The organism is Vespertiliibacter pulmonis (assembly GCF_013377275.1).
GTDB lineage: Bacteria > Pseudomonadota > Gammaproteobacteria > Enterobacterales > Pasteurellaceae > Vespertiliibacter > Vespertiliibacter pulmonis.
This window is the reverse complement of the sequence record NZ_CP016615.1, coordinates 157,226-175,958: the sequence shown is the minus strand read 5'-3', so window position 1 is coordinate 175,958 and position 18,733 is coordinate 157,226. Positions and strand designations below refer to the sequence as shown.

Sequence of the window (18,733 nt, the reverse complement as noted above, 5' to 3'; positions counted from 1 at the left end):
TTGATGGATACCTAAAATATGGCAAAACATTCTTTTTCTATTGATGAGCTGACAAAAGATCAGTCCACAATGCAGACATTTAAACGATTATGGCCAATGATCTCGCCGTTTAAATTAGGAATTTTAGTGGCGATGGTTGCAATGATATTGAATGCTGCATCAGACGCTTATTTAATTACGATGCTAAAACCACTTATTGATGAGGGGTTCGGAGGGAATTCTGATCGCCATTTTCTAAAAATAATGGCATTTGTCGTGATTGGATTGATTTTTGCTAGAGGTATAACGAGTTTTATTTCGAGTTATTGCTTGGCGTGGGTGTCGGGCAAGGTTGTAATGACAATGCGTCAAAAGGTATTTAAACATTTGATGTTTATGCCAGTTACCTTTTTTGACCAAAATTCATCAGGAAAATTGCTCTCTCGTATTACCTATGATTCAGAACAAGTTGCGTCTTCTTCTGCAAGCGCATTGCAAAGTGTTGTGAGGGAAGGGGTCTATATTCTCTTTTTAATTACTACAATGTTTTATTATAGCTGGCGTTTATCTCTTGTTCTTTTTTTAGTCGGTCCAGTTATTGCAGTATTAATTCGCTTGGTTTCTAAACGTTTTCGTATGCTAAGTCGTAATATGCAGGAATCAATGGGAAGTATGACAGAAAGTGCAGAGCAAATGTTAAGAGGGCATAAAGTTGTACTCTCATTTGGTGGGCAAGAGGTGGAAGAGACCCGTTTTAATCGTACGAGTAATGATATGCGCCGTAAAGGAATGAAAATGGTGGCGGCATCTGCAATTTCTGATCCTATTATTCAAATTATTGCGTCTTTTGCGTTAGCGGTGGTACTTTTTGTGGCAGGATCGCCAGATATTATTGGTGATAGTTTAACCGCAGGGGAGTTCGCAGCTGTGATTGGTGCGCTAATGGGGATTTTACGCCCACTGAAAACACTCACAAATGTGAATGCGCAATTTCAACGAGGAATGGCTGCTTGCCAAACGTTATTCACACTCTTTGATGTACCAACGGAAAAAAATACGGGAGCGTATCAAGTCAAACGAGCAAAAGGTGATATTCGTTTTGATAATGTTACTTTTACCTATTTTGGTAAAGATACCCCTGCGTTAAAACATCTCTCTTTTGAGCTACCAGCAGGTAAAACATTAGCATTAGTTGGGCGTTCGGGTTCAGGTAAATCAACAATTGCTAATCTTATTACCCGTTTTTATGATGTAGATTCAGGTAATATCTATCTTGATGATATATCAATTTCAGACTATACCCTAAATAATTTACGTGAACAGTGTGCGATTGTATCGCAACAGGTGCATTTATTTAATGATACAATTGCGAATAATATTGCGTATGCTGCACAAGAAAAATATAGTCGAGAACAGATTATCAATGCAGCAAAAGCTGCTTATGCAATGGAATTTATTGAGAAAATGCCACTGGGCTTAGATACGATCATTGGAGAAAATGGCGTGAGCCTTTCTGGTGGTCAGCGTCAGCGATTAGCAATTGCTCGAGCGTTATTACGAAATTCACCTGTATTGGTGCTTGATGAAGCAACTTCAGCGTTAGATACGGAATCAGAACGAGCTATTCAGTCTGCATTAGAGGAATTACAAAAAGATCGTACTGTTTTAGTGATTGCCCATCGTCTATCAACCATTGAAAAAGCTGATGAAATTTTAGTTATTGAGCAAGGTGAAATTGTAGAGCGAGGAGCCCATTTAGAGTTGCTTGAGAAATGCGGGGCTTATAAGCAGTTATATAGCTTGCAATTTGGGGAATAATTATTAGTAAAAGACCGCTTATAAGCGGTCTTTTTTATATTATTTTTTGTAATAGGTTACCAACCTTTTACCATTCCACCTTTGAAGACTTCATCAGCTTTATTGAAAACTTCATCAGATTGATAGGCGTTGATAAAATCTTTTATTGCTGGATTGTCTTTGTTATCAATACGAGAAACAATTAAATTCACATAAGGCGAATCTTTATCTTCAACGAAAATTCCATCTTTATTTGGGGTTAAGCCAATTTGACCTGCATAGGTCGTATTGATAATAGAGAAAGTTACATCATCTAATGTTCGTGGTAATAATGGTGCTTCGATCTCTTGTATCTCTAAATTTTTAGGATTTTCAATAATATCTACCGTAGTAGAAAGCAGATTATTGCTATCTTTAAGTTTAATTAACCCTTGTTTTTCTAATAAAAGTAGTGAACGTCCCAAGTTTGTTGGATCATTTGGCAGAGCAATTTTATCACCGTCTTTTAATTCAGAAATAGATTTAATTTTCTTTGAGTAAGCGGCAATCGGATAAACAAAGGTATTACCAACAGGCGTAAGTTTATAGCCTTTATCTGCAATTTGTTTATCTAAATACGGTTTATGTTGAAAAACATTGATGTCTAAATCGCCTTTATTCAATGCTTCATTAGGGGTTGCATAATCAGTAAAAATAACCAGTTCGACATTACGATGATATTTTTCTTTTGCAACTTTTGCTGCAACTTCCATTACTTCGTGTTCAGGCCCCGAAATAACACCTACTTTAAGTTTGTCTTGTTTTTCATTACAAGCAGTAAGCGCAAGAGTAGAAAGGGTAATAATCCCAAAGAGTTGTTTTAGTTTCATTTTTTGTACCTTTTTTGTGTGAATTTAAATTGCCAACTTCTCTAGCTGGCAAAATCAGGGTGAAATCTGCCCGCTTGTATTACTAGCTTTTGTCTTATCTCAAACATTACTCGTTAAGCTCTGTAAGTTTTATTTTTCGCTTACTAATGGCTCTATATTAAGTAACTCATCAAAGTAAAATTTACATCTATCTATATGTGCCTTATTTTTGATTGAATAGTTCTTGTTGTGTTTATGTAATTAAAATAATTATGAGCTAACGATGATCGTAACGTTTAGCTAGATTATCACCAATTTTTTGGCTAATCATCACAATGGCAACGATGATGATCGTTGCGATCCATTTTACATAGATCATATTGCGATGTTCGCCATAGCTGATAGCAAGATTACCTAAACCACCGCCACCTACAGCACCAGCCATTGCAGAATAGCCAATAAGGGAAACGAGAGTGAGCGTAATACTGTTAATTAAAATGGGTAGAGATTCAGGTAGATAAAATTTCGTTACAACTTGCCAGTTTGTTGCCCCCATTGATTTAGCAGCTTCAGTTAAGCCGTTAGGGATTTCTAATAGTGCATTAGCGGTTAAACGAGCAAAAAAAGGAATAGCGGTAATGCTAAGAGGCACAATTGCTGCAGTTGTACCTAGTGTTGTTCCCACAATTAAGCGTGTAACGGGTAACAGCACAACAAGTAAAATAATGAAAGGTACAGATCGTCCAATATTGATAATGACATCAAGGACTTGGTGTAGTGGTTTATTCTCTAAAATCTCTCCTTTACCTGTTAAAAATGCAACAAAGCCAATAGGCAGACCAATGACAACAGCCATTAACGTAGCAATAAATCCCATATAGAGTGTTTCTAATGTGGAAAGGCCGACTAGCTCCCACATTTTTGGTGTTAATTCATTAAGAAAATCAGCCCACATAACCTAGTACCTCAACTTTTACATTATTATCAATTAAATAAAATTTTGCTTCAGCAATGCTATCTGTATTACCTTCTACTTCAGCGATAACAAAGCCGAATTTTACTCCTCCAGCGTAATCAATTTGCGACATCAAAATACTAAAATCAATATTAAATTTTTTCGCTACATAGGAAAGTAGTGGTGCATCAACTGAACGTCCAGTAAATTCAAATTTAATGATTGGATAGCTATTTTCCGTAGGAATTGAAGATAGTTGGCTTGTATATTCTTCAGGCAATTCAAAATGAAAAGTAGATTGAATAAAGCGTTGTGCTAATTCCGTCTTTGGATTTGAAAAAATTTCACTGACTGAACCGCTTTCAACTAAACGCCCTTGATCAATAACAGCCACACGATCACAAATGCGTTTGACTACGTCCATTTCGTGGGTGATCAGTAAAATAGTTAAACCTAATCGCTGATTGATCTCTTTAAGTAATTGCAGGATCGATTGTGTTGTTGCAGGATCAAGTGCACTGGTGGCTTCATCACAGAGTAGTACTTTTGGATTGCTTGCTAAAGCACGGGCAATTGCAACACGTTGTTTTTGTCCTCCAGAAAGATTACTTGGGTAGGCATTACGTTTATCGGCTAATCCAACTAACTCTAATAATTCATTTACTTTTTTCTCGATAACTGCTTTATTTGTGTTGCTTAACTCTAAAGCTAGGGCAACATTATCAAACACGGTACGAGAAGAGAGTAAATTAAAGTGTTGGAAAATCATCGTAATACTGCGGCGAGCTAAAATTAGCTCTTTTTCAGACATTGTTGTGAGATCTTTTCCATCAACAATAACTTGCCCGATAGTTGGGCGTTCTAATAAATTTACGCAACGAATTAGGGTGCTTTTCCCTGCTCCTGATGAGCCTATTACCCCATATATTGTGCCTTTTGGAACATCTAGGGTTACATTATCAAGTGCAGTAATTTTCTGCCCTTTAACCTCAAATTGTTTGCTGATTTGCTTGAGTTGAATCATCACGCTATCCATATCTTTAAAAATTATCGTCTTATTTTAGACGTCTAGATTGCTGTGTCAATCATATAAATCTGTTTTTTTGAATAAATTAGCCATAGTGAATCGTATAAAGCAAAACAAGCGGTGTTTTCTTATAAAAAAGTGTAAAATTACGATAGCTTGACTTTTCGTACTTGCTCTCTATCATTGCTACTTTATTATTTTCTTACTCACTAAAGGTAAGAATAGGAGAGTAAATGAACGCAGAAATTCATCAATATTTAACGGCATTAGAAAATGCAATGAAAGAACATAATGTATGGGAAGCAGCCGCGCCTAGTGCAGAAGCGTTAGAAAGCACCGAACCATTTAGTGTTAATACGCTTTCGCCAACACAATGGCTACAATGGATTTTTATTCCACGAATGAAAGCATTATTAGAGGCAGGTAGTGAACTACCTCGTAATTTTACGGTTACCCACTATTTGGAAGAGTCTTTAAAAGATGAAAAATATTTAGCTGCGTTACATTCCCCGTTAGCGAAATTAGAACAACTATTAAAAGATGCCTAATGCTTGATATTTTATACCGAGATGATGAATTAGTCGCAATCAATAAACCTGCAGGAATGTTGGTTCATCGCAGTTGGCTTGATAAGCACGAGACCGTATTTGCAATGCAAACATTGCGAGATCAGATCGGTCAGCATGTTTTCCCTATTCATCGGCTAGATCGTCCAACCTCTGGTGTGCTACTTTTTGCTTTAAATAGTGAAACTGCTCGTGTAATGAGCCAGCAATTTGAACAACATCAAATTCAAAAGCAGTATTTGGCTGTGGTTCGAGGTTATTTATTAGGAAGTGGGCGAGTGGATTATCCTCTCAAGGTGCAATTAGATAAAATTGCAGATAAATTTGCCCAAGAAAAAGAAGCTCAATCGGCCGTAACGGATTATCAATTTTTAGCGAATGTTGAAATGCCTTACTCATCGGGAAAATTTACAACAGCTCGTTATTCATTGGTTCAGCTTTCACCTTTAACAGGGCGAAAGCATCAACTTCGCCGTCATTTAAAACACCTTTTTCACCCTATTATGGGGGATACAAAATATGGTGATTTACATCAAAATCGGGCATTAACTGAAAATGTTGGGGTAACACGACTATTTTTGCACGCTAATCAGCTGCAGTTTATTCACCCGAAGCGGTTGCAAAAAATGGAGATAAAAGCACCGCTTGATCTACAATGGCAAATACTTTTTAAACAATTTAATTGGCATTTCCCACAATTTATAAATGGATAGGTACAGGTATGGATGAGAGGTTATTAACACTCACACACGAACAGCAACAACAAGCCGTAGAAAAAATTCAACAGTTAATGCAACAGGGTATGAGTAGCGGAGAAGCGATTGCAACTGTAACAAAAGCTTTGCGAGAAGCTCATCAGCTAAATAACGATAAAATTAAAGGTCAAAAATAGGGTGTATACCCTATTTTATATTTAGCGATAAAATTCATTTAGCTGTTTAATATTTTTTAATAAATAATTACTGCTTAAAAGATAATTTTCGCCTAATTCTGATAATGATTGCTGGGTTATTTGTTGATATTTTTTGATTAAAATATCATTTGGATATAAACGAATGAAGTCAGCAAGGATCTGGCTAAATTGATATTGTTCAATCATACTTAATTTCTTCGGATTGCAAGCGGTTAATTTTTCAATTTCTTTGTCAATTTTTTCAGCGTTACCAATAAAATATCCTCGCTGTGCTTTACTTAAACTACTTAACCACATACCATCTTTTTTAGGCATTTCATTTAATAATTGAAAGAGCTGGTGAATATTACCTTTTTTTAATTCAAATTCTATTTCACAAATAGTATCTTCACAATATTTATTTTTAACTAAGCCTTGATCTAAGGCAATTTCAATTTCTGCATTTTGATAATGAATTAGCCATTTATACCTGAGAAAATTCGTACTAAATAACGGAAATAGTGGTGTATTAATAATAGATTGATCTGCAAATTGTAAATTATAGTGAGAAACTAACCGCTTGAAGTCAGGTTTATTATCCGCCAATGTTAAATTATATTCTGGGCGAATATGTAGCCCACCGACAATATCCCCTTTCATTTTTAATGTTAATTGATGGTGGTTATTCTTAGTGCGAACACGCAACCCCATTTGATGTTTTTCAAAATACATATTTTGTGAATCAAAATAGGTATTTTCTAAATTTTCTTCATCATAGTGAATAATATTTTGATTTTGTATCCATTGTGTAATAATTGGAATGTTCTTAGGTGATAACATTATTTTTAATTCAATTTCATCTTGCATTTTGTACTCGTTATTATTATGTTTTAATACCTTAAATAACAAAACACCTATTTTGTAAATAGGCTTTATGTTATTCTATGAACAATTCTATATTAGGTCAAATTTAATATGTTTACTCATATACAAAATAAGCTTCATAAATTTGTACAGCGTGGTTTGGATAACCATTTACGTTTGGCTGTAACAGGGCTAAGTCGTAGTGGTAAAACAGCATTTATTACCAGTTTGGTTGATCAATTATTGCATATTAATGCAAGTAGCAATAATAGCCATTTAAGTTTGTTTATGGCTGCAAGGAATGGGCAGATTTTATCGGTAAAACGGGTTGAACAATATGATTTAACTGTTCCTCGCTTTGAATATGATAAAAATCGAGCAGGCTTTGAAAATGATCCACCTGAATGGTCTGCTTCAACCACTGGGATCAGCGAAATCCGTTTGGCAATTCGTTATCAACGGCAACATAGCCTGTTAAGACATCTCAAAGAAACTGCAACGCTTTATTTAGATATTTTTGATTACCCCGGTGAATGGTTGTTAGATTTGCCCTTGTTGTCACAATCTTTTAAAGAGTGGTCAAAAGCACAAGAGCTTGTGCATAAAGGCGAGCGAGCAGAACTAGCGAAAAAATGGTTTGAACAGGTGAAAAATCTGGATTTAACTGCTAAAGCAGATGCAAACCAATTAGCAAAATTAAGTGAAGATTACACCGCTTATCTGTTTGAGTGTAAAGCTATGGGAATGCAATATATTCAACCTGGGCGGTTTGTATTGCCGAATAGTGAACGTGGTGCACCTGTTTACCAATTTTTTCCATTGCTGTGGTTAAATGAAGAAGAATGGGAGCGTCTTGAAAAAAGTGATAAAGAGAGTATTTTCCATACATTAAAAACACGTTATCAGCATTATCAACAAAAAATTGTGAAACCTTTTTATGAAGATTATTTTTCACAATTTGATCGTCAGGTGATTTTAGCAGATTGTTTAACACCACTAAATCATAGCCAGCAAGCGTTTATTGAGATGAAAATTGGCTTACAGCAACTATTTAAACATTTTCATTATGGTAATCGTTCTTTATTTAGTCGTTTATTTTCATCTAATATTGATAAATTGTTATTTATAGCAACTAAAGCGGATCACATTACAACAGATCAATTACCGAATTTAGAAAGTTTAATGCGTCAATTAGTGCAGGAAGGCGGACGTTATGCAGATTTTGAGGGGATAAATACAAATTATCAGGCGATTGCTGCGGTAAGAGCTACCGATTCAGTAATTGCTACCCAAGATGGACAATCATTTAAAGCTATTCAAGGTGTGCGTTCTTCTGATAAAAAGCGAGTTACGCTTTATCCTGGTAGCGTGCCAAGTCGATTACCTGATTCAAATTATTGGCAACATAATAAATTTGAATTTGACCAATTTGAACCCAAAAAAATTGAATTTGGTGAAAGTATTCCACATTTGAGAATGGATTCTGTTTTACAATTTCTATTGGCAGATATGTTTGATTAACCATTTGAATAAATGGAAAATAGCTAACAATAAAATTGTCTGATTACACCGTTTGTATGGTTCAAAATCACGCTTATTTAAGGTACAATCCCTACAATTATAAAAAAATAAATTAGAATTATGAGTAAAAAACCAAAAGTTGCCGCAAATACAATTGCGCTGAATAAACGTGCAAGGCACGAATATTTCATTGAAGATGAAGTTGAAGCAGGGTTAGAATTGCAAGGCTGGGAAGTTAAAGCATTGCGTGCAGGTAAAGCAAATATTGGTGATAGCTATGTAATTTTTCGTAATGGTGAAGCCTATTTATTTGGGGCAATGATTACCCCTTTAAATGTGGCATCAACTCATATTATTGCTGATCCTACTCGTACCCGTAAATTATTATTGAATAAACGTGAATTAGATTCGTTATTTGGTAAAGTAAACCGTGATGGGTTTACGGTTGTTGCTCTTTCTTTATATTGGAAACAGGCATGGGCAAAAGTAAAAATTGGATTAGCGAAAGGCAAAAAATTACACGATAAGCGTGAAGATGTAAAAGAGCGTGAATGGCAAGTTGCAAAACAGCGCATTATGAAACATTCAAACCGATAACAAGCGGGCTGATTTTATATATTTTTGTAAAAGGATAATAACAAATGATTGATCAAAATCTACTGCGTACAGATTTAGCGGAAATTGCGGAAATTCTAAGCACAAAACGTAAATTTATGTTAGATGTAGAGCGAGTAACTGCATTGGAAGAACAGCGTAAAGTGCTACAAGTAAAAACAGAAACATTACAAGCAGAACGTAATAGCCGTTCTAAAAATATTGGAGCAGCTAAAGCCCGTGGAGAAGATATTTCTGCTTTATTAGCTGAAGTTGATTCAATGGGCAATGAATTAGAAATGGCTAAAGTTGAGCTAGATAAAGTACAAGCACAAATTCGTGAATTATTGCTTTCTGTACCGAATCTACCAGCGAGTGAAGTTCCTATTGGGAAAGATGATAGTGAAAATGTAGAAATTTCTCGTTGGGGAACGCCTCGTCAGTTTGATTTTGAAGTAAAAGATCACGTCGCGTTAGGCGAACAGTTATCAGGCTTAGATTTTGCTGCTGGGGTAAAATTAGCAGGTAGCCGTTTTGTGGTAATGAAAGATAAAATTGCCCGTTTACACCGTGCGTTATCACAATTTATGTTAGATTTACATACAGAACAGCACGGTTATGTTGAAACCTATGTACCGTATTTAGTAAATCACGATACTCTTTATGGAACAGGGCAGTTACCGAAATTTGGCGAAGATCTTTTCCATACTAAGCCATTAGAAGGGCAAGATCCAAATGCAGTTCAGAAACCTTTTGCATTAATTCCAACTGCAGAAGTTCCCGTTACTAATTTAGTTCGTGATGAAATTTTAGATGAAGAATCCTTACCATTAAAATTAACTGCACATACCCCATGTTTTCGTGCAGAAGCAGGATCTTATGGCCGTGATACCCGTGGGCTAATTCGTATGCATCAATTTGATAAAGTTGAGTTAGTACAAATCGTTGAGCCAGAGAAATCAATGGAAGCGTTAGAAGAATTAACCCAGCATGCAGAAAAAGTATTACAATTATTGAACCTACCGTATCGTAAAATGTTACTTTGTTCAGGAGATATGGGATTTAGTGCAGCAAAAACTTATGATTTAGAAGTTTGGTTGCCAGCTCAAAATACTTATCGTGAAATTTCCTCTTGTTCAAATATGTGGGATTTCCAAGCTCGTAGAATGTCTGCCCGTTATAAGGCGAAGGGGGATAAAAAAACACGTTTAGTCCATACTTTAAATGGGTCAGGTTTAGCTGTTGGGCGTACTTTAGTCGCAATTTTAGAAAATTATCAGAATGCAGACGGCTCAATTACTATTCCAGAAGTGCTTAGACCTTATATGGCAGGACTTGAGGTTATTAAGTAATATTATACTGTCTGGTAATTGATTAGTTTTAAAAGCTGAATGGAAACATTCAGCTTTTTTATTGATTATTCAGAATTTGGTTAGATTATAGCTAAATAAATTTAGAAGATATAAAAATGTGATCTAGCTAACTTTTTTTACTTTTATTGTAAGTTATACTAATTTAATTGATATATCTCTTAGTAGTACAATTTTAAGGAATAGTTATGGCAGTATTTAAAGAAGCACCCGATCTTCCTGTTACTAAAACACCAGAAGAAATAGATAAAAGTTACCGCTATTGGCGATTGCATTTGATGATTGTGAGCTATGTAGGCTACGCTGTTTTCTATTTTACCCGTAAAGGATTTAATTTTGTAATGCCGACAATGTTGGCAGATTTAGGTCTACAAAAAGCAGACATTGGTATAATGGGAACGGCTTTTTATTTAACTTATGGGCTTTCAAAATTTTTGTCTGGAGTTATTGGTGATCGTTCTAACCCACGCTATTTTATGGGATTAGGTTTAATGGCAACTGGTGTCGTTAATATTCTGTTTGGTATGAGTTCATCTATTTTTGTTTTTGTAACGCTTTGGATGATCAATGCATTCTTTCAAGGCTGGGGTTGGCCACCGTGTTCAAAAATTTTAAATACCTGGTATTCACGTAATGAACGGGGCTTGTGGTGGGCAATTTGGAATACTTCCCACAATTTAGGAGGAGCATTGATCCCACTGATAGCAGGAGCAGTTACGCTAGCTTGGGGCTGGCGATATGGAATGATTATTCCAGGTATTATTGCGATTGTAATTGGTTTAGGGTTATGCATTTTACTAAGAGATAAACCATCATCAATGGGGCTTCCAACAGTTGGTGAATGGCGTAATGATGTGGCAGAGAAAGCTCACGAAAGTGAAGGTGTTGGCTTATCTACCTTAGAAATTTTAAAAACCTATGTATTTAAAAATAAAATTATCTGGGCATTAGCAATTTCATACGCACTGGTTTACATTATTCGAACAGGGATTAACGACTGGGGCAATTTATACTTAACAGAAATGCACGGTTATAATTTACTAGAAGCGAATGCGACGGTAAGTTTTTTTGAAGTAGGCGGATTTCTTGGTGCCTTATTTGCAGGCTGGGGATCGGACAAATTTTTCAAAGGTAACCGTACACAAATGAACATTATCTATGTGGTAGGAATTATTGCAGTTGCATTAGCACTTTGGGTCTTGCCAAGCCATAGTAGTGTATTGATGTCTTGTTTATTCTTCTTAATGGGTTTTTTCATTTTTGGGCCACAATTTTTAATTGCAATGGCAGCCGCAGAAAATTCTCATAAATATGCTTCAGGAGCTTCAACAGGTTTTGTAAGTTTATTTGCTTATATCGGAGCAGCTGTTGCAGGACTACCACTTTCATTAGTGATCGAACACTTTAAATGGAATGGCTTTTTTGGCACATTGTTTGCAATTTCACTCAGCTGTGCATTGTTACTTGCTTTAGTTTATGTAATGCAATTTAGGAAGAACCGTTTGAAATAATCTGGATTAACTAAGAGGACGGAGAATTTGGTCTCCGTTCTCTTAGGAAATTGAATGATGATTTATAAATACAAGCGGTTAGTTCTTAACAAAATTTACTGTAAGTGTTATAAACCAGCTTTCAGGCTTGCTTCAATGAATCGGTCTAAATCACCGTCTAGTACAGCTTGAGTATTTCGATTTTCAACGCCTGTGCGTAAATCTTTGATACGTGAATCATCTAAAACATAAGAGCGAATTTGGCTTCCCCAACCTATATCTGATTTTGTATCTTCAAGAGCTTGTTTATCCGCATTTTTCTTTTGTAATTCAAGTTCATAGAGTTTAGCTCGAAGCTGTTTCATTGCCTGATCTTTATTTTTATGTTGAGAACGTTCATTTTGGCATTGTACGACAATGCCTGATGGCATATGTGTGATTCGTACTGCAGATTCCGTTGTATTAACGTGTTGTCCGCCTGCACCTGATGCACGATAAACATCAATCCGTAGATCGGCAGGGTTGATCTCAATATCAATATTGTCATCAATTTCAGGGTAAACAAAAGCTGCACTAAAAGAGGTATGTCGTCTATTGTTTGAATCAAAAGGGCTTTTTCGAACTAAACGGTGAATACCTGTTTCTGTACGTAACCAACCGAAAGCGTAGTTTCCAGAAACTTTCACAGTTGCTGATTTTATTCCTGCGACATCGCCATCAGATACTTCCATTAATTCTGCTTTAAAGCCTTTGCTTTCAGCCCAACGAAGGTACATTCGTAGTAGCATTTCTGTCCAGTCTTGTGCTTCTGTTCCTCCAGAACCTGATTGTAAATCAATATAGCAATCAGAGGCATCGTGTTGTCCGCTGAACATTCGTTGAAATTCTAATGAAGCCAGTTTTTCTTCTAGTTGATTGGCTTCTTGTTGAGCTTCTAAAAAAGTTTCTTCATCTTCTGCTTCAACGGCAAGCTCAATTAAGCCTTCGACATCTTCAATGCCTTGTTCAAGGCTTTTAATGGTATTTACGATATTTTCTAATGCAACTCGTTCTTTGCCAAAGGCCTGGGCTTTTTCAGGATCGTTCCAAATATCAGGTTGTTCTAATTCTGCATTGACTTCTTCTAAGCGTTCAACTTTAGTATTAAAGTCAAAGATACCCCCGAAGGGTGGCTGTGCGTTCTAAAATATCGGCTAATTGGGTTTTAAGTGGATTAAGTTCAAACATTATTATTCCTTATTTAATAAAGTGGGCAGATAATTTGGATTATTATAGCTAACTTAGATTTAAATCTAAAAGAAAATAGCGGTTATATTAAGGTTTAGTATCTTAAAGAAGATAAGAGATTTGTTTTTTTCTTCAAGTAACGTAAAATCAATATGCTTTAACTTGTGTTAGTGAGGAAAATCATGAAAAAAATGTATCGTCGTTTGTTCGGAATGGGATTACTTTGTTTGGGAGTAGCTGGATGTAGTTCAAGTAATCCTGATGTATTACGTCATATTGTGATGGATAAATGTGTACCAAATTCAATGAATACAAATTCACCAAAACCGTGTGCAGAGGTGAATACAGAAAAAGGTTATGTGGTATTAAAAGATTTAAATGGACCATTACAATATTTAATTATGCCAACGGCTAAATTAGATGGCATGGAAAGCCCGGAATTACTTAATAAAACAACTACAAACTTTTTGTGGAAAGCGTGGCAATCTCGCCATTTTATGAGTGAAAAATTAGGAAAGCCAATTCCTGAAAATGTAGTGTCATTAACCATAAATTCAGCTTATGCAAGGACTCAAAATCACCTACATATTCATCTTTCTTGTACTGCTTCAGACGTTCAAACTACGTTATTACAGCAAGAGAAGCAGATTGGTACGCAGTGGAAGGAATTGTCCACCAAATTAAAAGGAGAATACTATATGGCTCGCCGTATTACAGCTAAGGAATTTGAGCAGAAAAGCCCTTTCTTGTGGCTAACGGATATACCTAATGCAAGCGGTGAGATGGGCAAATATTCTGTAGCGGTAACACCTGCAAGTAATGGTGATTTTATTTTACTTGCAACTAAGCACCAATGGTTGCCGTTCAATAAAGCAGCAAGCGAAGATCTACAAGATCATAGCTGTAAATTGTTAGGACTGTAATTAAAATATAAAAAATATCCACCTGATAATTTTTCAAGGTGGATATTTTTATTAGATTAATGTTTTTTTGCCCATTCTAAAAAACGTTTTTGTGTTTCTTTATCTGCTTGTTGAAACCAGTATTGGAGTTGCTGTTCAACAATATTTTCACCTTGTACCACGACTTTCCCTTTTGCGGTATTGCCTACTTGTAATGGCATTACTGCTGGCATTGTTGTTGTAGCAAATTGTTTTACCGCTGCAGCACCGTCTCCTGAATTGTAAGCGGTAAGATTGCCTAAAATATTTGCATTTGGCATAAAGCCTTCGCCTTTTAAGTAATCCTGTTTATAGGATAATTCTTTGCCAGAGACCGTTTTTACGGTAAATGTTGGATTTTCTTTAAATTTTTCAATATCAAAACGGTTATGGAAAGTTGGAGTTGAAATTTGAATATTTTCTTGGCTACCATTAAAGGTTAGCACGATAGGCGAAGACTCAAAGAATGCAGTGTCAGAGCCTGATTGGTAAATATTTGATACAGTCAGTACGATTTGATGAGTTTTTTCATCAGTAATTTGCATTGTACTTTTCTTTTTGAATTTTTGGCCGTCAAAGGCAAGGATATCAATATTTGATGAATGGGTAACTGTGCCAGCTAATGCAGAATTTGCGAGAGCAAATGGGATAATTGCTAATGCAATTTTTGCTAATTTCATAAATAACTCCAGAGAATAGTCATAGTAATTGCGTATATCCTATGCTAAATTTTTGTAAATAGAAAGCAACGAATAAGTTGTGATGTCGATTTTTTATCTATTTTGTGATAATTTCAGCGAGATTTAATTTTTGTGGAGTGTTTGAGTAGATTATGAGTGATGATCAGCAGAGTATAAATTCGCCAGAAAGAAAATCCTTTCTGAAATCCTTATTTAGTGGCGTGTTTCAGCAAGAGCCCAAAAATCGTGAAGATTTGGTCGAGGTTATTCGAGATTCAGCTGAAAATGAATTGATTGATAGTGATACTAAGGAAATGATTGAAGGGGTAATGGAAATTTCCGAATTACGTGTGCGTGATATTATGATTCCCCGCCCACAAATTGTGTTTATTGACGCAAGCCAACCGTTAGATACCTGTGTGGACATTATTGTCGATTCTGCCCATTCTCGTTTCCCTGTGATTTGTGATGGAAAAGATACCATTGAGGGAATTTTGCTTGCTAAAGATTTATTAAAATATCTCCGTTCAGATTCAGAGCCATTTGAAATGGCAGAAATCTTACGTCCCGCCGTAATTGTCCCAGAGAGTAAGCGGGTGGATAGAATGTTAAAAGAGTTTCGTTCTGAGCGTTTTCATATGGCGATTGTAGTTGATGAATTTGGGGCTGTTTCTGGGTTAGTTACAATTGAGGATATTTTAGAGCAGATAGTTGGTGATATTGAAGATGAGTTTGATGAAGCAGAAGTTGAACCTATTCGCCAACTATCACGGCATACCTATGCGGTTTTAGCATTAACCGATATTGAACGTTTTAACCAGCAATTTGCGACTCATTTTGATGATGAAGAAGTGGATACCGTTGGCGGTTTAGTGATGCAAGCCTTTGGGTATTTACCAACTAGAGGCGAGCAAATTGAATTAGATGGTGTTGTGTTTAAAATTACTTCAGCAGATAGTCGTCGCTTAATTCAATTGCGAGTTACCTTTAGTGATGAGCAATTAAGCCGAATGGAAAGAAAAGAGCATAAAGAAACAATGAGCGAATAATGGAAAATGTAAAAAAATCAACGCATCTCACCGCTTGTGTTTGTTATACCATAGCCTTAATTTCAGGGGGAATCGGGATTTTTGCGTATTCTCCATTTGATTATTGGATTGTTGCTTTTCTCTCTGCGAGTGGATTAATTTGGTTATCAACGTTTCCAATAAAAAGAATTGCGTTAGTTGGGACGTTTTTATGGGCAGTGAGCTATTTTGCTATTGGGGTAAATTGGGTTCACGTTAGTATGATCCAATTTGGTGGTGTACCAGAAATTGCCAGTTATTTTATTGTATTAGCATTAGCGATTTATTTAGCCTTATACCCGTTACTTTTTACCTATCTTGCTCAACGTTTTAAGGTAAAAAATCCATGGTTATTAGCCTCAATTTTTACCTTAACAGAATATCTGCGAGGCGTTGTCTTTACAGGCTTTCCGTGGTTGCAATTTGGATATTCACAAATAGATTCACCTTTTTTCAATTTGGCTACGCTATTTGGTGTGGAAGGGCTAACGTTCTTTGTGATCGTGGTAAGCGGTTATTTGGTGCAAATATTTTACCAATTAGCAAAAAAACACTGTGATCGCACCGCTTGTATTATATGTCTTGTAGTGTTAATTGGCGCTTTTACCACTCGTTATTTCCAATCAGTTCAGATTGATAGTGATAAAACACCAATTAAAATAACACTCATTCAAGGCAATATTGAGCAAAAAATTAAATGGAATCCTGAATATTTGTCTTCAATAATTATGGGTTATTACGATCTACTACAACAAAGCCTAGGAAAAAGTGATGTGGTGATTTTACCGGAATCGGCTATTCCTGCCATTGAAGAAAATATTGAAATGCCATTAAGTATGTTTGATAAATTGGCAAAAGAGAAGGGAAGTAAAATTATTATTGGAACGTTGTTTCAATCTCATCAGAGAGAGCTTTATAATAGCGCTGTATTATTAGGGGAAACATTGAAATATTCTGCGGAGCATTCTCCCCGTTATTATAAACATCACCTTGTCCCTTTTGGCGAATATGTGCCATTTGGTCATTTACTTGATTGGCTAAGAGAAGTTTTTATCTTACCCATTAATTTATCTCAAGGCTCATTTATTCAGCCAGCACTGAAAGTAAATGATAGAAAATTTAATTTAGCGATTTGCTATGAAATTATTTTTGGCGATCAAGTACAGCAGAACCAGAAAATTCAACAATCCGATTATTTATTAACAATTTCAAATGATGCGTGGTTTGGAGAAAGTAGTGGTCCTTGGCAGCATTTCCAAATGGCACGAATGAGAGCTTTAGAGTTAGGAAAGCCATTGGTAAGAGCAACAAATACAGGTGTCACCGCATTTGTTAATTTTGATGGGAAGGTTATTTCAATGCTACCACAATTTGAAGTAGGAACGCTAACCGAACAAATTTTGACAACAAAAGGTGAAACAGTGTATGGACAATTTGGTCGTAGCTTACTTTATGGGTTGTGTTGGCTAATTAGTATTTTTGCGATAGCGTGGAAGGGAATTAGAAAAGATCTCAATAATAAATAATTATGATTGTATGAAATTTATTCTCTTATGTATTAAAGCTGAACTTTTTCAAAAATTTAAACACTAAAGAGACGTGTATTGAGGAAGATACCGTGTTAAAGAAGTTAGGAGAACTCAAATAGATGAGTGAACAGATAACCGATCAAGCATTGGTTGAACGTGCACAACAAGGCGATAAAAAAGCATTTAATTTACTAGTCGTTCGTTATCAAAATAGAGTAGCTGGTTTGCTTACTCGTTATGTCGCCCGAGATGATATTCCTGATATTGTACAAGAATCTTTTATTAAGGCATATCGTTCGTTAGCATCATTTCGTGGGGAAAGTGCGTTTTATACATGGTTATACCGTATTGCAGTAAATACTGCAAAAAACCACTTAACTGCATTAGGTCGAAGACCGCCGAAAGAAGATATTCTTGCTGAAGATGCTGAAAGTTATGATAGTGGAATACATTTACGTGAGACAGATACACCTGAAAATATGATGTTATCTGAAGAATTAAGGCGTATTGTATTTGATACAATCGAAAGTTTACCCGATGAATTAAAAAGTGCTATTACCTTACGAGAAATTGAAGGGTTGAGCTATGAAGAAATTGCAGAGGTTATGCAATGTCCTGTAGGAACAGTACGTTCACGTATTTTTCGGGCTAGGGAAGCAATAGATTTGAAAATTAATCCATTGATACAACAGGATTAAATTTATAATACAGAATCATAAAATTGGAGTAATTTATGCAACATAAAGAAGCACTCTCTGCCTATATGGACGGATATAATATCAATGGAGAGTTTACCGATACATTGTGTAAGAGTGATGAGTTAAAGCAGGCTTGGGGAAATTATCATACTATTCGTAGTGTAATGCGTAATGAAGCATTGTTATTAGGGAATGATTTCTCAGCTAAAATGGAAATGTTGCTTGAAAATGAACAGATTGAACAAGTAACGCAACCAGAAAAACGGGGTATGTTACTCAAATTGAAAAAATGGAGTACGCCATTAATGCAAGCAGGTATTGCTGCTTCTGTTTGTTTGGTTGCTGTGATTGGTGTTAATGTTATGCAAGGCAGTGCTGATGAAGTAGCACAAACAGAACAACCTGTTTTGCAAACCTTGCCATTTAGTAATTCAGTTCAGCAGGTAAGTTATAATGTGCCAGAGAAAGAGCAGCCAACCGCTGAGCAATTAGAGTATCAACAACATCGAATTAATGCGTTGTTGCAAAATCATGGGTTACAACTGCGTGCAGTTGAAAAAACTGAAGAAACAGTAAATCCAAAACAAGAACCAATATCAGAAGTAAAAGAGAATCAACAGCCTAATCTTCAGTAAGATATAATGAATAGTTGAGATAAATTTTCAAAATCCCATTATGCTTTTTAGCA

At 35.7% G+C, this 18,733-nt stretch carries 19 protein-coding genes; 13 read left to right on the top strand and 6 right to left on the bottom strand.

All coding sequences use genetic code 11. The annotated features are described in order from the left end of the window. Positions 1-18: 18 nt before the first annotated feature. On the top strand, positions 19-1,797 hold the full coding sequence (gene msbA / locus A6B43_RS00935) for a lipid A ABC transporter ATP-binding protein/permease MsbA (protein WP_124210723.1): 1,779 nt from the start codon (positions 19-21) through the stop codon (positions 1,795-1,797). 56 nt (positions 1,798-1,853) lie between these two features. On the opposite strand, the gene metQ is transcribed toward msbA, so the two are convergent. From metQ to metN, 3 genes are all read right to left on the bottom strand, one after another. Continuing rightward, complete coding sequence (metQ, locus tag A6B43_RS00930; RefSeq protein ID WP_124210722.1) at positions 1,854-2,645, bottom strand: methionine ABC transporter substrate-binding lipoprotein MetQ; 792 nt, start codon at positions 2,643-2,645, stop codon at positions 1,854-1,856. Positions 2,646-2,901: 256 nt separating this feature from the next. After that, positions 2,902-3,579 (bottom strand): methionine ABC transporter permease, encoded by a 678-nt coding sequence (locus A6B43_RS00925; protein ID WP_124210721.1) that lies wholly within the window; start codon positions 3,577-3,579, stop codon positions 2,902-2,904. Continuing rightward, positions 3,569-4,603, bottom strand: coding sequence for a methionine ABC transporter ATP-binding protein MetN (gene metN, locus A6B43_RS00920; protein ID WP_124210720.1), 1,035 nt, complete (start codon positions 4,601-4,603; stop codon positions 3,569-3,571). The genes A6B43_RS00925 and metN overlap by 11 nt, the downstream gene beginning before the upstream one ends. A 236-nt stretch (positions 4,604-4,839) precedes the next feature. Between metN and A6B43_RS00915 the strand changes: the two genes are divergently transcribed. Genes A6B43_RS00915 through A6B43_RS00905 form a run of 3 tightly spaced genes read left to right on the top strand, consistent with a single transcriptional unit; the run spans position 4,840 to position 6,064 of the window. Beyond that, entirely contained in the window at positions 4,840-5,154 is a 315-nt protein-coding gene (locus tag A6B43_RS00915) for a YqcC family protein (protein WP_124210719.1), read from the top strand. Further along, entirely contained in the window at positions 5,154-5,885 is a 732-nt protein-coding gene (gene truC, locus A6B43_RS00910; RefSeq protein ID WP_124210718.1) for a tRNA pseudouridine(65) synthase TruC, read from the top strand. Before A6B43_RS00915 ends, truC begins: the two co-directional genes overlap by 1 nt. Positions 5,886-5,893: 8 nt before the next feature. Beyond that, positions 5,894-6,064 (top strand): YoaH family protein, encoded by a 171-nt coding sequence (locus A6B43_RS00905; protein WP_124210717.1) that lies wholly within the window; start codon positions 5,894-5,896, stop codon positions 6,062-6,064. 21 nt (positions 6,065-6,085) lie between these two features. On the opposite strand, the gene A6B43_RS00900 is transcribed toward A6B43_RS00905, so the two are convergent. After that, on the bottom strand, positions 6,086-6,931 hold the full coding sequence (locus A6B43_RS00900) for a CYTH domain-containing protein (protein ID WP_124210716.1): 846 nt from the start codon (positions 6,929-6,931) through the stop codon (positions 6,086-6,088). Positions 6,932-7,039: 108 nt separating this feature from the next. Between A6B43_RS00900 and A6B43_RS00895 the strand changes: the two genes are divergently transcribed. From A6B43_RS00895 to uhpC, 4 genes are all read left to right on the top strand, one after another. Next, positions 7,040-8,449 carry a YcjX family GTP-binding protein gene (locus A6B43_RS00895; RefSeq protein ID WP_124210715.1) on the top strand — a complete coding sequence of 470 codons (1,410 nt, stop codon included), beginning with the start codon at positions 7,040-7,042 and terminating at the stop codon, positions 8,447-8,449. Positions 8,450-8,569: 120 nt separating this feature from the next. Continuing rightward, entirely contained in the window at positions 8,570-9,046 is a 477-nt protein-coding gene (smpB, locus tag A6B43_RS00890) for an SsrA-binding protein SmpB (protein ID WP_124210714.1), read from the top strand. Positions 9,047-9,090: 44 nt separating this feature from the next. Then, positions 9,091-10,395: a serine--tRNA ligase gene (gene serS, locus A6B43_RS00885; protein ID WP_124210713.1), complete on the top strand. Its 1,305-nt coding sequence runs from the start codon at positions 9,091-9,093 to the stop codon at positions 10,393-10,395. Between the two features lie 206 nt (positions 10,396-10,601). Next, positions 10,602-11,924, top strand: a complete 1,323-nt coding sequence (uhpC, locus tag A6B43_RS00880; RefSeq protein WP_124210712.1) for an MFS transporter family glucose-6-phosphate receptor UhpC — start codon at positions 10,602-10,604, stop codon at positions 11,922-11,924. A 107-nt stretch (positions 11,925-12,031) separates the two neighbouring features. On the opposite strand, the gene prfB is transcribed toward uhpC, so the two are convergent. Then, positions 12,032-13,130 (bottom strand): peptide chain release factor 2 gene (gene prfB / locus A6B43_RS00875; protein ID WP_124210711.1). Its coding sequence is split into 2 segments (ribosomal slippage): positions 12,032-13,054 and positions 13,056-13,130, totalling 1,098 coding nucleotides; the frame shifts between segments, so codons are not numbered across the junction. Positions 13,131-13,312: 182 nt separating this feature from the next. On the opposite strand from prfB, the gene A6B43_RS00870 reads away from it, so the two are divergent. Further along, the gene (locus A6B43_RS00870; protein WP_124210710.1) at positions 13,313-14,053 is read left to right on the top strand and encodes a CDP-diacylglycerol diphosphatase; all 741 of its coding nucleotides are present in this window, start codon (positions 13,313-13,315) and stop codon (positions 14,051-14,053) included. Positions 14,054-14,109: 56 nt separating this feature from the next. Here the strand turns inward: A6B43_RS00870 and A6B43_RS00865 are convergent, their stop codons facing one another. Next, complete coding sequence (locus A6B43_RS00865) at positions 14,110-14,751, bottom strand: curli polymerization inhibitor CsgI-related protein (protein ID WP_124210709.1); 642 nt, start codon at positions 14,749-14,751, stop codon at positions 14,110-14,112. Positions 14,752-14,903: 152 nt separating this feature from the next. Here A6B43_RS00865 and corC point away from each other — a divergent pair, with 152 nt between their 5' ends. From corC to A6B43_RS00845, 4 genes are all read left to right on the top strand, one after another. Then, complete coding sequence (gene corC, locus A6B43_RS00860; RefSeq protein WP_124210708.1) at positions 14,904-15,800, top strand: CNNM family magnesium/cobalt transport protein CorC; 897 nt, start codon at positions 14,904-14,906, stop codon at positions 15,798-15,800. Continuing rightward, a complete protein-coding gene (gene lnt / locus A6B43_RS00855) occupies positions 15,800-17,344 on the top strand; it encodes an apolipoprotein N-acyltransferase (RefSeq protein WP_124210707.1) in 1,545 nt (514 codons plus the stop codon). Before corC ends, lnt begins: the two co-directional genes overlap by 1 nt. Positions 17,345-17,466: 122 nt before the next feature. Next, positions 17,467-18,045: an RNA polymerase sigma factor RpoE gene (rpoE, locus tag A6B43_RS00850; protein WP_124210706.1), complete on the top strand. Its 579-nt coding sequence runs from the start codon at positions 17,467-17,469 to the stop codon at positions 18,043-18,045. A gap of 35 nt (positions 18,046-18,080) precedes the next feature. After that, entirely contained in the window at positions 18,081-18,680 is a 600-nt protein-coding gene (locus tag A6B43_RS00845) for a sigma-E factor negative regulatory protein (RefSeq protein ID WP_124210705.1), read from the top strand. Positions 18,681-18,733: the final 53 nt, after the last annotated feature.

What these genes read in the sequence shown, in the direction of transcription:
- msbA (WP_124210723.1), top strand. Translation starts at nt 19, where the DNA reads ATGGCAAAACATTCTTTTTCTATTGATGAGCTGACAAAAGATCAGTCC.
- metQ (WP_124210722.1), bottom strand. Translation starts at nt 2,645, where the DNA reads ATGAAACTAAAACAACTCTTTGGGATTATTACCCTTTCTACTCTTGCG.
- A6B43_RS00925 (WP_124210721.1), bottom strand. Translation starts at nt 3,579, where the DNA reads ATGTGGGCTGATTTTCTTAATGAATTAACACCAAAAATGTGGGAGCTA.
- metN (WP_124210720.1), bottom strand. Translation starts at nt 4,603, where the DNA reads ATGATTCAACTCAAGCAAATCAGCAAACAATTTGAGGTTAAAGGGCAG.
- A6B43_RS00915 (WP_124210719.1), top strand. Translation starts at nt 4,840, where the DNA reads ATGAACGCAGAAATTCATCAATATTTAACGGCATTAGAAAATGCAATG.
- truC (WP_124210718.1), top strand. Translation starts at nt 5,154, where the DNA reads ATGCTTGATATTTTATACCGAGATGATGAATTAGTCGCAATCAATAAA.
- A6B43_RS00905 (WP_124210717.1), top strand. Translation starts at nt 5,894, where the DNA reads ATGGATGAGAGGTTATTAACACTCACACACGAACAGCAACAACAAGCC.
- A6B43_RS00900 (WP_124210716.1), bottom strand. Translation starts at nt 6,931, where the DNA reads ATGCAAGATGAAATTGAATTAAAAATAATGTTATCACCTAAGAACATT.
- A6B43_RS00895 (WP_124210715.1), top strand. Translation starts at nt 7,040, where the DNA reads ATGTTTACTCATATACAAAATAAGCTTCATAAATTTGTACAGCGTGGT.
- smpB (WP_124210714.1), top strand. Translation starts at nt 8,570, where the DNA reads ATGAGTAAAAAACCAAAAGTTGCCGCAAATACAATTGCGCTGAATAAA.
- serS (WP_124210713.1), top strand. Translation starts at nt 9,091, where the DNA reads ATGATTGATCAAAATCTACTGCGTACAGATTTAGCGGAAATTGCGGAA.
- uhpC (WP_124210712.1), top strand. Translation starts at nt 10,602, where the DNA reads ATGGCAGTATTTAAAGAAGCACCCGATCTTCCTGTTACTAAAACACCA.
- A6B43_RS00870 (WP_124210710.1), top strand. Translation starts at nt 13,313, where the DNA reads ATGAAAAAAATGTATCGTCGTTTGTTCGGAATGGGATTACTTTGTTTG.
- A6B43_RS00865 (WP_124210709.1), bottom strand. Translation starts at nt 14,751, where the DNA reads ATGAAATTAGCAAAAATTGCATTAGCAATTATCCCATTTGCTCTCGCA.
- corC (WP_124210708.1), top strand. Translation starts at nt 14,904, where the DNA reads ATGAGTGATGATCAGCAGAGTATAAATTCGCCAGAAAGAAAATCCTTT.
- lnt (WP_124210707.1), top strand. Translation starts at nt 15,800, where the DNA reads ATGGAAAATGTAAAAAAATCAACGCATCTCACCGCTTGTGTTTGTTAT.
- rpoE (WP_124210706.1), top strand. Translation starts at nt 17,467, where the DNA reads ATGAGTGAACAGATAACCGATCAAGCATTGGTTGAACGTGCACAACAA.
- A6B43_RS00845 (WP_124210705.1), top strand. Translation starts at nt 18,081, where the DNA reads ATGCAACATAAAGAAGCACTCTCTGCCTATATGGACGGATATAATATC.